Source organism: Sorangium sp. So ce124 (genome assembly GCF_051525235.1).
Taxonomy (GTDB): Bacteria; Myxococcota_A; Polyangia; order Polyangiales; family Polyangiaceae; genus Sorangium; species Sorangium atrum.
Genome location: NZ_CP150312.1, coordinates 8,864,999 through 8,876,530, shown reverse-complemented (window position 1 = coordinate 8,876,530; position 11,532 = coordinate 8,864,999). Strand labels below are relative to the sequence as shown.

Here is an 11,532-nt window from a genome sequence, read left to right as displayed (position 1 = left end):
CGTGGAGCAGCGGCCGTCTTGCCACCTCCGGCAGGCGACGCCGGCTCCCCGCGTCGTGTGCTGATCCGGGTCCGCTGTCCGCCGCAATCTCTCTCCAGCGCGCTTCGGCGATCGGCGCGAGTCGCCGTGTCCGTCGCGGCCTCCTCGCCGCTGCCGCGATCGGCCGACGTGCGGGGCGGCCTGCGGCGCGTGGGCGGCGTCTTCTTTGCTCTTCGTGGCGCCCTCGAATCGCACATCCCCGCGATGTGCAGGGGGGAGACATGCAGCACCTCAAGATGCTCGCGCTGGGCGCCGTCCTGCTCGCGACGGCGCTGGCGCGCGCGGCGTTGCCTGAGCGCCCGGTCCCCTCGCTCACGGCGGCGCTCACGGGGCAAGACGAAGTGCCCGGCCCCGGCGATCCGAAGGGGAGCGGTACGGCCCGCGTCACGCTCGATCTCGACCGCGGCGAGATCTGCTTCGACCTCGCGGTGGCCGGCATCGCGCCGGCGACCGCGGCGCGCATCCACGAGGGCCCTATCGGCCGCGCGGGCCGCGGGATCATCACGCTGATGCCGCCGACCGGCGGCAGCTCCAACGGCTGCGTGAGCGCGACGCGCGACGAGCTGAGCGCGTTGCTCGATGATCCGGAGAGGTATTACGTCGCCGTGCGCACCGCCGATTTCCCCGACGGCGCGCTGCGAGGCCAGCTCTCGCGCTGAGCGCCCCACGCTCGGACGCCGATCGCCCGGACACCCGATGCGCCGGCGCTCCCATCGCCCGACGCGCTCCCGCCTCGGGGGCCGCGCCCCGGGGCTCTATCCGCCCCACAAGAGCTTCTTCAGCCGGATCGCCGTGATCTTCCGCTGCTCGTCCGCGGCGATGGGCAGCTCCTGCTCCGGCGTGTGCTCGAGCCGGGCGCGCAGCGCCTCCAGCATCTCGTCCGCGCTCTTCCCGGTGGCGCAGACGATGTAGATGAACCCGAACTTCTCGTCATAGACGCGGTTCAAGCGCGCGAGCGCCTCCCGCGTCTCCTGCGCCGCGGCGCTCATCCCCGCCTGTTCCTGGCTGGAGAAGCGCCTCGTCGTCGCGCTCGCCTCCGCGGCCTCCGCCTGCGGCCTGGTCTCTCCGATGCGGGGGTGCGCGCGGAACGCCTCGAGCCAGTCCTCCGGCGCGAGCCGCGCAAAGGCCTGCCCCGCCGCCGCGGAGAGCTGCTCCTCGTCGCGGAACGGCCGCGCCGCCGCCATCTGCGATGCCCACGCCGGCGAGCCGCACGCCACCCGGAGCTCCGCCTCGGCCTCCGGCTCCGTGAGCGCGTTGAGCCAGCGGAGCCGCTGCTCGGCCGCCCCGCTCCGGGTCGCCTTGCCGAAGATGCGGAGCCGGCTCACGCCGCCGTCAGGATAGATGTTCAGGCGCACGTGCGTGAACGGCCCCGCCGCGCGGAGCTCTTCCTCGAAGAGATGACGCGTGTGCGCCTGGAGCTTCGTCCGCGGCACGATCTCCCGCCACTCGCCCGCGCCGGCGAGCTCCGCCGCGGAGCGCCCCGCCGCGTCGATCCCCTCGATCATGCAGCTGTCGGGGTAATTGCCCTTGAAGTGGTTCGTGTCGACCTCGATCCGCGCGATCTCGCCCTGAGCCGCGAGCGCCAGGAGCGCCCAGTCGTACCCGGGCCCCCTCCGGCGCCGCGTCTCCCAGCCCTCTCCCATGTTCGCCGCCCGGCCGGGCATGATGAGGTTGTGGCGCACCCCGAAGAACATGTCGCTGCACGAGAGCACGCGCCCGCCGTTCTCCGCGGCCGCGAGGTCGATCTCCGCGCCCGGGCGATCGAGCCGGCGAACGTCGGAGAGGGCGTCGCCATGCACCCGGAGCCGCGCCACCCCGCCATCCGGGTAGATGTTCAGGCGGAGGTGCGTGAACCGCGAAGCGCAGCTCAGCTCGAACGCGTTCTGCGAGTCGCCGGCCAGCGGCGAGCGCGGAAGGATCTCGACCCAGTGCGTCCGTGGATCGAGCAAGTCCTCGACCCGCGCGTCGGGCCGCGCCGCGCACGCCTCGATGGAGCAGTGCTCGGGGTAATTGCCCCGGAAGAACGCCGTATCGACGATGACCCCGCGGATGATCCCTGGCAGCCCCAGCCGGACGAGGCACCAGTCGAACCCGGGAGTCCTGCGCCTGCGCGTCTCCCAGCCATCCATCCACTTCCCGCGATCTGTGTACTCGTGCTCGAGGAACACCGCTTTCCCTGCCTTGAGCAGGTTCTCCTTCGGCGCGAAGAACTCGTCGTTCGCCGCGAGCACCGCCCCGCCCAGGCGCTCCGAGGCCAGATCGAGCGCCTCGGTGAACGCCGGCCCCGTCACCCCTCTCGCTTCAGCCATCGCCCTCTCGCCTCCGCGGGGAAGCTCCCGCGCTCATAGACCTTCTCGCCGCGAAGGTAGGTGGTCTGGACGACGCCGTGGAGCTCCTCGCCGGCGTAGGGCGTCACCTTGTGCCGGTGCTGGAGGACCGGCGGCTCCACCCGGAAGCTCGCGTCGGGATCCCAGATCACCAGATCGGCGTCGAAGCCTCGCGCGATCTCTCCCTTGCGGCGCAATCCGGCGAGCCTCGCGGGCCCGCGACACAGCCAGTCCGCGAGCCGCTCGAGCGGGATGCCCCGGCGGCGGGCGTCGGTCCAGACGATCGACAGGCCGAGCTGCAGGCTCGAGATCCCGCCCCACGCGGCGTCGAAGTCGCCGGCTTCGAGCCGCTTGAGCTCGGGGGTGCACGGGGAGTGATCCGAGACGACGAAATCGATGAGGCCGCCCGCGAGCGCGGCCCAGAGCTCCTCGCGGTTCTGCCGCTCCCGGATCGGCGGAGCGCACTTGAAGGGCGTCGCGCCGTCCGGGATCTCCTCGGCGGCGAAGTGCAGGTAGTGCGGCGTCGTCTCGGCGGACAGCGCGGCGCCGCCGTCGCGCGCCCTCCGCAGGATGTCGAGCGCCGTGGCCGACGAGAGGTGGACCACGTGCGCCGCCGCGCCCGTCGCCTGGCAGAGCGACGCGAGCAGGGCGATCGCCTGGTCCTCCGCCTCGCGCGGGCGCGAGCGCAGGTAGGCGGCGTACGTGCGCGGATCCAGGCCGGCGATCGCCGCGCGCGCCGCGTCGATGGGGCCGGGGAGCTCGGCGTGGACGAGCAGCGGCGCCCCCGTGCCCGCGAGCACCTCGAGCGCCGCCCTGAGGTCCGCCTCGGCGACGTGGCCGAACTCCGCCACGCCCGAGTCGACCATGAAGCACTTGAAGCCGAGCGCGCCGGCCTCGAGCAGCGGGACCAGCTCTCCCGCGTTGCCCGGGACGGCGCCGCCCCAGAAGCCCACGTCGACGACGCACCGGCCCTCCGCCGCGCGCGCCTTCTTCTCCAGGTGCGCGACCGTTGTCGTCGGCGGGACGCTGTTGAGGGGCATGTCGACGAGCGACGTGACGCCGCCCGCGGCCGCCGCGCGCGTCGCCGTCTCGAAGCCCTCCCACTCGGTCCGCCCGGGCTCGTTGATGTGAACGTGCGCATCGACCAGCCCGGGCATCACCGCCGCGCCCTGAGCGTCGACGACGGGGCAGCCCTCCGGCAGCTCGTCGTAGCCGGCGACGGAGACGATGGTGCCGCCCTGGATGTGCACCGAGGCCGGCCGCACGGCGCCCCCGGTGACCACCCGCAACCCGCGAACGATGAGGTCCGGCGTCATCAGGGACGCGATCGTACCACGGCGCCCGGCGGACCGAGGCGGGCCGCTCGCCGAAGCGCGCGCCTATCCGCGCGTCACGCCATCTTCATGCGATCGATGAGCTCGGCGAGCTCGGCGCGCATGGCATCCTCGGAGGGAGCGCGGTACCGGCGGAGGTGGCCGGGCAGGACCCACGTGAACCGGTGCTGGAGGAGGCGCTCCATCGAGCGGATCTGCTCGGCCCAGGAATACCAGCAGACATCGCGCGACGCGATGAGTCGCCCGAGCTCGCCGGAGAAGAAGAGATGATCCCCGGTGAAGAGGTATCGGTCCCGGAGGAGGAGCGCGACGCTGCCCCGCGTGTGGCCCGGGACGGGGATCAAGGTGAGATCGGGCGCGAGGGCCACGGGGTCGAGCCCCCTGATCTTCACCTCGGCGAGCGTCGTTCCGTCGTCGACGTCGCTCTCGTGGATCACGCGATCGCACCCGAATGCGTCGTGGAAGATCCGGTGATCGGCGACGTCGTCGCGGTGGGTGAGCACCAGGGTCCGGATGCCGCCGAGCTCGCGGATGCGCTTCATGAGGGGCCTGGCGGCGCGGGGCGAGTCGACGAGCACGTTGCCCTCGGGTCGCCGGATGAGGTAGCTCGCCGCGCCAAAGGAGGACGACGAGGTATAGCCGCAATAATAGACATCCTCGTCGATCGGCTCGGGGAAGGCGAAGGTGGCGGCCGCCATTCCAGCCGCCGGTGCGGCGGTGCCGATGGAGGCGGTCGGACACGACACCAGCGTCATGGCCGCGCGGAGGTGCTCGTCCGGCGTCGTGGGCTGGCGAGCGACGATGCTCTGCTCGAAGGCGGGCGCGCGCGTGAACACCGAGGGGGCGAGCTGGCGGCATACGTCGCAGTCGATGCACGACCGGTCGACGAAGTAATCGCCGGGTGCGTTCTCTGGCAGTCGGTCCTTGAGGCGAGCCATCTCGTTATCTCAGGATGACACGCGGACGGCGGGCGTGGGGGCAGATCCGTCGCAACCACGTCTACAGCGAACAGCCATCACTTCAGGCGTGGCGCGAGGCCTCGTTGCGTGATGGCTGCGTGATGGCGAGCATGGATATCCCGGGAAACCGGGTGAGTTGAAACAGGGAGTCTCGGGATACCGGCGCCTTGCTGTCCAGCTCCGTGCGCTCGGTCCACCGCGGGCCTGCCGGGCGGCCCGGGTCCCGGCGCGTGGCCGCCGCCTCGCGCTCAGCGCGTCCCGGCGCCGCCTTGCCTTGCGCGCAGCTTGAGCTCTCGCCGCGCTGCTCCTACCCTGCGTCGCGTGAGCGCCGCCGACCGAGCTGCGCCGCACTCGAGCGGCGCGCCAGGGAGCACCCCCGCTCCCTGGGAGCCGCTCTTCTACGAGAAGAGCCGGCTCTACTGGCCCATCCGCCCCCTGGCCGAGGCGTTCGCGGGGTGCGCCGGCTGGCCGCCTGTCGAGGACTACAACCGGGCGCTCGGCGAGGGGTTCCCCGTGCGCTTTGCGGAGCAAAAGCCGCGGCCTCGTCGGCGCGGGCGGCGCGGGCCTGTCGACCCCTCGGCGCTCTACGACGCGCGCATCCACGTCGAGGGCTGCGTGCCCACGCGTCCGAGGAACTGGCACGACTTCCTCAACATGCTGGTGTGGGCCGCCTTCCCGCGCGCGAAGGCCGAGCTCCACGCGCGCCAGCACCGGGCGATCGCCGCGCGCCTCCATCCAGGCGCGGAGGCGCTCCCTCCGGCGCGCACGCGCGAGCTGGATGGCCTCGCGCTCCTCGACGAAGGCGGGCTCCTGCTGCTCGCCGACACGCGCGCGGCGCCCCTCCTCGGCGACGGTTCCGATCTGCAGCGCTGCGCCGACGAGGTGCGGGACGCCGTGCAGCGGGGCGAGGCCGCGGCGCTCGTCTTCGGCCATGCGTTGTACGAGAGCCTCCTCCAGCGCGGTCCGATGGTCCACGCGATGGTGCAGCCCATCCAGTGCGACGGACCGCTGCCCGCCGCGCCGGCCGCGCTCGTGGCGCTGGCCGACGCGCGCCTCGGCGACGTGCTGCGGTCGCCCGACAGCTTCGCGCGCCCGGAGCGCAGCCCGCGCCTCCCCCTGGACGAGCGCGTCCTGTGCCGGTGATGGTAAGTGACGGCCGCGGCCGGCGGACGACGGCGCCCTGAGCGTGCGAGGGGCTTGCAGCGGCGCGCAGCTCGACCGGAAGATGGCCGCCGCCATGACAGCGATCCGACTCTACGATCTCCAGGTGCGGGACGACCGCCGGCCGAGCCCCTTTTGCTGGCGGATCAAGTACGCGCTGGCCCACAAGGGCCTCCCGTTCGACACCGTGCCGATCGGGCTCACGGACATCCCAGCGATCGAGGGCGGCGCGCACAAGACCGTGCCGATCATCGACGATGGCGGAAAGACCGTCTCCGACTCCTGGGCGATCGCGGACCACCTCGACAAGGCTTATCCCGACCGGCCGCGCCTCTTCGCCTCGCCGGCCGAGCGCGAGCTCTGTCGCTTCGTGGAGGCCAGCCTGTTCGTGAGCGCCGGCAGGTCGCTTCTGATGAGCTATGTGAAGGACATCCACGACCACGCCCACGAGCGAGATCGCGCCTACTTCCGGCAGACCCGGGAGAAGCTGCTCGGCTCCACGCTGGAGGAGCTCGCCAGCGGGCGCGCGGCGCGGCTCGACGCGGCGCGGGCCGGCTTCGATTCGGTCCGGCTCACGCTCAAGGGGGGCGCGCCGTTCCTCGCGGGGGCGAACCCTGGCTATGCGGACTACATCGTCGCGGGCCTCCTGCTCTGGGTGGGGTCCATCGCCACCGCCCCCTTCCTCAAAGCCGACGATCCCCTCCTCGTGTGGCTCGGCCGCGTCCAGGACCTCTACGGCGGCCTCGGCCGGACGAGCCCGCTGAACGCGATTGCCGCCTGAAGGCGGCCCTCTTCGGCCGGCGTGGCGGCGCCCCGCTCTCAGGGGCGCCGTCGCGCCGCGAGCGCATAGACGAGCGGCAGTCGGCGCTCGAACTTCTTCATGCGGAACTCCCCTGGCGGTCCTTCCACCATGTCCGGAAAGATGTCGTAGGGCGACCAGTCGAGCTCGCGCAGGCGTTCCAGCGTGAGGCCCGCGTCGAGGAGCGCTGACACCACCGTCCCGATCCCGTGGTTGAACCCGACCTCCTTCAGCGTCACGGGCGCGCTCCTGTCGGCGTACGTGCCTGTCTCCTCGGTGACGATCGGCTCCCCGTGGCCGTCATATGCATAGGCGATCTGCTCGAACGCATTGTCGAAGGTCCACACGAGAGGGTGGAACTCGATGAGGTGCAGGACGCCCCCCGGCTTCAGGCACGCCGCGGCCGCGCGCGCCCAGCGCTTCATGTCCGGGAGCCACCCGAGGACGCCGTACGAGGTGAAGACGATATCGAACGTCTCGCCGCCGAGGGCCTCGGGAGCGTCGTAGACGTTGGCCTCGACGAAGCGCGCGTCCACCGAGAGCTCCTTCGCCAGCGCGCGCGCCGCCGTGATGGCCTCGTCGGAGAGGTCCAGCCCGGTGACACGGGCGCCCAGCCGCGCCCAGGAGAGCGTGTCCTGCCCGAAATGGCACTGCAGGTGGAGCAGCGTCTTTCCGCGCACATCGCCGACCTGCTCGAGCTCGATCGGCTTGAGAGAGCTCGCTCCGGCCCGGAACGAGGCCAGATCGTAGAATTGGGACGCCAGGTGCACGCGGGTGCGCGCGTTCCAGGCGGCGCGGTTCAGCGCAAACCAGTCGGCTTCGGACATGGGGATGTTGTTATCACAAGGCTCGTCGCGCGGTCTGCGTCGGATTGCTGCCGCGCTCGGACGCCGCGCGTGCGCTGGAACGCGCGCCCCTGGGCTCATCGCCGCTTACGTCGGTCGTTACGCCGCCACGACGGCGCTCACCTCATCGACAGCCGCCTTCGGGTCATACCCCAGGTTCGGCGACAGCCACCGTTCCACCTCCTCGACCGTCATCCCCTTGCGCTTCGCGTAGTCCGCGACCTGATCCCTGCCGAGGCGCCCCACCATGAAATACCGCGCCTTCGGGTGCGCGAGGTAGATGCCGCTGACGCTCGCCGCCGGCGTCATCGCGCAGCTCTCCGTCAGCTCGATGCCGACCGACGGCGCGTCGAGCAGCGCGAACAGCTTGCGCTTCTCGGTGTGATCCGGGCACGCCGGGTACCCGAACGCCGGCCGGATCCCCCGGTACTTCTCCTCGATGAGCTCCTCGCTGGTCAGCGTCTCTCCTGCGCCGTACCCCCAGTCCTTGCGCGCGCGCTCGTGGAGCAGCTCGGCGAACGCCTCCGCGAGCCGGTCCGCCAGCGCCTTCGCGATGATCGCGCTGTAGTCGTCCTTGTCCTTCTCGTACGCGCGCACGATCTCGTCGAGCCCGAGCCCGGCCGTCACCGCGAACGCGCCGACGTGATCGGCGAGCCCGCTCTCCCGCGGCGCCACGAAGTCGGCGAGCGACAGGTGCGGCCTCACCCCGTCCGCGGCCTTGTCGCCGCCGTCTCCGTCCTCCTCGGCGCCGCCCTGCCCCTTCACCTGCTGCTGGCGCAGCATGTTGAACCGGAGCAGCTCCCGCTCCCTCGCCTCGTCCGCGTAGAGCACGATGTCCCGCTGCTCGCCGCTTGCCGGCCAGAAGCCGTAGACGCCCCGCGCCGTGAGCAACCGGCCATCGATGATCCGCTGCAGCACCCTCTGCGCGTGATCGAACAGCTCGCGCGCCGCCTCGCCGTACTGCGGGTGCTCCAGGATCTGCGGGAACGGCCCCCTGAGCTCCCACGCGGTGAAGAAGAACGTCCAGTCGATGTACCTCGCGACCTCCGTGAGCGGCACCTCCACGACGCGGCGCCCCGTGAACGACGGCCTCGCGATGTCCTCCGGCCGCCACGCGAGCTCGAGCCGCCCCCTGTCCGCCGCCGCGAGCGTCACGAGCGGCTTCGCCCGCTTCCTCGCGAAGAGCTCGCGCAGCCGGGCCTGCTCCTCCCGGTTCTGCGCGTCGAAGGCAGGCCGGTTCTCCCGATCGAGCAGGCTCGACACCACGCCCACGGCCCGCGACGCGTCGAGCACGTGCACCACCGTCCCGCTGAACTCCGGCGCGATCTTCACCGCCGTGTGCTGCCGGCTCGTCGTCGCCCCGCCGATGAGCAGTGGCAGCCGGATTCCCCGGCGCTCCATCTCGCGCGCCACGCTGACCATCTCGTCGAGCGACGGCGTGATGAGGCCGCTCAGCCCGATCATGTCGGCCTTCTCGCGCAGCGCCGCCTCCAGGATCCTGTCCTGGTGCACCATCACGCCGAGGTCGATCACCTCGTAGTTGTTGCACCCGAGCACCACGCCCACGATGTTCTTGCCGATGTCGTGCACGTCGCCCTTCACGGTCGCCATCACGACCTTCCCCTGCGACGACGAGCCCCCGGCGGCCTTCTCGGCCTCCATGAACGGCAGGAGGTGCGCGACGGCGCGCTTCATCACGCGGGCGCTCTTCACCACCTGCGGCAGGAACATCTTCCCGGCGCCGAACAGCTCGCCGACGATCTTCATCCCGTCCATCAGCGGCCCCTCGATGATGGAGAGCGGCTTGTCGTACTTCCTCCGCGCCTCCTCCACGTCCGCCTCGATGAAGTCGACGAGCCCCTTCACGAGCGCGTGCGACAGCCGCTCCTCGACCGGGCCGTCGCGCCAGGCGAGGTCGAGCTCTTTCTTTTTGCCCTTGCCCTTCACCTGCTCGGCGAACTCGACGAGCCGCTCGGTCGCGTCCGGGCGCCGGTTGAAGAGGACGTCCTCCACCCGCTCGAGCAGGTCCCTCGGGATGTCCTCGTAGACCGCGAGCTGCCCCGCGTTCACGATGCCCATGTCCATTCCGGCGCGGATCGCGTGGAACAGGAAGGCCGAGTGCATCGCCTCGCGGACGACGTTGTTCCCGCGGAACGAGAACGACAGGTTCGACACGCCGCCGCTCACGCGGGCCCCCGGGCAGGTCGCCTTGATGATCCGCGTCGCCTCGATGAAGCTCTTCGCGAAGTCGCTGTGCTCCTCGATGCCGGTCGCGACGGCGAGGATGTTCGGGTCGAAGACGATGTCCTGCGGATCGAAGCCCGCTTCCTCGGTGAGCAGCCTGTACGCGCGCTGGCAGATCGCGACCTTGCGCTCCACCGTCTCGGCCTGGCCGATCTCGTCGAAGGCCATCACCACGACCCCCGCCCCGTAGCGCCGCACGGCGCGCGCCTTCTCGAGGAAGTCCTCGGGCCCCTCCTTGAGGCTTATCGAGTTGACGATCCCCTTGCCCTGGATGCACTTGAGCCCCGCCTCGATGACCGACCACTTCGAGCTGTCGACCATGACCGGGATGCGCGCGATCTCGGGCTCGGTGGCGACGAGGTTCAGGAAGGTCGTCATCGCCTGCTCGGAGTCGAGCATGCCCTCGTCCATGTTCACGTCGAGGATGTTCGCCCCGCCGCGCACCTGATCGAGCGCCACCTCCAGCGCGGTCGTGAAGTCGCCCTTCTTGATGAGCTCCATGAACCGCGCCGAGCCGGTCACGTTGGTCCGCTCGCCGATCATCAGGAAGTTCGTGTCGGGCCGGATGACGAGCGTCTCCAGGCCGGCGAAGCGCCCGAAGCCGTCGCGCTCCGCGGGCACGGGCCGCGGCCGGAGCTCCGCCGTCGCCCGGGCGATCGCGCGGATGTGATCCGGCGTCGTCCCGCAGCAGCCGCCCACGATGTTCACGAGCCCGCTCTCCGCGAACTCCGCGAGCAGCCGCGACGTCGTCTCCGGGAGCTCGTCGTACTCGCCGAACGCGTTGGGGAGGCCCGCGTTCGGGTAGCAGCTCACCCGCGCCCGGGCGAGCTTCGCGAGATCCACGAGGTACGGCCGCATGTCGCTCGCGCCGAGGGCGCAGTTGAGGCCGACGCTGAGCGGGCTCGCGTGCTCCACGCTCGTCCAGAAGGCGTCGATCGTCTGGCCGGAGAGCGTCCTGCCGCTCCTGTCGGTGATCGTCACGCTGAGCAGGATCGGCAGGCGCCGCCCCTTCTCCGCGAAGACCTCCTCCATCGCGACGAGGCACGCCTTCATGTTCAGCGTGTCGAGGAACGTCTCCGCGAGGATCACGTCGACCCCCCCGTCGACGAGCCCGCGCACCTGCTCCGCGAACGCCCGCCGCAGCTCGTCGAAGCTGACGGCGCGGAACGACGGGTCGCTCACGCTCGGCGAGATCGACAGCGTCTTCGGCGTCGGCCCCATCGAGCCCGCGACGAAGCGCGGCTTGCCGGGCGTGCGCGCAGTCCACGCGTCGGCCGCCTGCCGGGCGATCTGGGCCGCTGTCAGGTTGATCTCGTAGGCGAGCGACTCGAGCCGGTAGTCGGCCTGGGCGATCGAGGTGCCCGTGAAGGTGTTCGTCTCGATGATGTCGGCGCCGGCGTCGAGGTACGCGCCGTGGATCTCGGAGATGACGTCCGGCCGCGTCAGCACGAGCAGATCGCTGTTGCCCTTGAGGTCGATCGCGTGATCGCGGAAGCGCTCGCCGCGGTAGTCGGCCTCGTCCAGGCGGTAGCGCTGGATCATCGTGCCCATCGCGCCGTCGAGGCACAGGATCCTGTGTTCGAGGATCTCTTCGATGCGCGCGGGGTGTTCGCTTCCGTTCATGACTCTGCTCATCTCCTGCGCTTCTTTCCCGTGGGTGCTGCGGCCGCAGGGCAGCCGTTCTGCTGCGAGGGCAGGGCGGCTCGGGGCCCGCCGTCGTCCGGCTTGCGGTCCGAGGGGCGGTCGAGGCCGGTCCCACGTGGCGGGTGTGGACCGAGATGTTTAATCTCTCAATCCGGATTAGCAGATTGATCAATGCCGGGC

General features: G+C 71.2%; 8 protein-coding genes. 3 read left to right on the top strand and 5 right to left on the bottom strand.

What is annotated here, in order from left to right:
- Positions 1-260: 260 nt before the first annotated feature.
- Positions 261-698 (top strand): CHRD domain-containing protein, encoded by a 438-nt coding sequence (locus WMF19_RS33175; protein WP_437323878.1) that lies wholly within the window; start codon positions 261-263, stop codon positions 696-698.
- A 96-nt stretch (positions 699-794) separates the two neighbouring features.
- On the opposite strand, the gene WMF19_RS33170 is transcribed toward WMF19_RS33175, so the two are convergent.
- The 3 genes from WMF19_RS33170 to WMF19_RS33160 form a co-directional block, all read right to left on the bottom strand.
- Positions 795-2,348 (bottom strand): allantoicase, encoded by a 1,554-nt coding sequence (locus WMF19_RS33170; RefSeq protein ID WP_437894028.1) that lies wholly within the window; start codon positions 2,346-2,348, stop codon positions 795-797.
- Positions 2,327-3,682 (bottom strand): allantoinase AllB, encoded by a 1,356-nt coding sequence (gene allB, locus WMF19_RS33165; protein WP_437894027.1) that lies wholly within the window; start codon positions 3,680-3,682, stop codon positions 2,327-2,329. Before allB ends, WMF19_RS33170 begins: the two co-directional genes overlap by 22 nt.
- A gap of 74 nt (positions 3,683-3,756) precedes the next feature.
- Complete coding sequence (locus WMF19_RS33160; protein WP_437894026.1) at positions 3,757-4,638, bottom strand: MBL fold metallo-hydrolase; 882 nt, start codon at positions 4,636-4,638, stop codon at positions 3,757-3,759.
- Between the two features lie 342 nt (positions 4,639-4,980).
- Here WMF19_RS33160 and WMF19_RS33155 point away from each other — a divergent pair, with 342 nt between their 5' ends.
- Both WMF19_RS33155 and WMF19_RS33150 read left to right on the top strand, forming a co-directional pair.
- Positions 4,981-5,802, top strand: a complete 822-nt coding sequence (locus WMF19_RS33155) for a DUF3025 domain-containing protein (RefSeq protein ID WP_437894025.1) — start codon at positions 4,981-4,983, stop codon at positions 5,800-5,802.
- A gap of 94 nt (positions 5,803-5,896) precedes the next feature.
- Entirely contained in the window at positions 5,897-6,601 is a 705-nt protein-coding gene (locus WMF19_RS33150; protein ID WP_437894024.1) for a glutathione S-transferase family protein, read from the top strand.
- 38 nt (positions 6,602-6,639) lie between these two features.
- On the opposite strand, the gene WMF19_RS33145 is transcribed toward WMF19_RS33150, so the two are convergent.
- Positions 6,640-7,446 (bottom strand): class I SAM-dependent methyltransferase, encoded by an 807-nt coding sequence (locus tag WMF19_RS33145; protein WP_437894023.1) that lies wholly within the window; start codon positions 7,444-7,446, stop codon positions 6,640-6,642.
- Positions 7,447-7,563: 117 nt separating this feature from the next.
- Positions 7,564-11,331 (bottom strand): methionine synthase, encoded by a 3,768-nt coding sequence (metH, locus tag WMF19_RS33140; protein ID WP_437894022.1) that lies wholly within the window; start codon positions 11,329-11,331, stop codon positions 7,564-7,566.
- Positions 11,332-11,532: the final 201 nt, after the last annotated feature.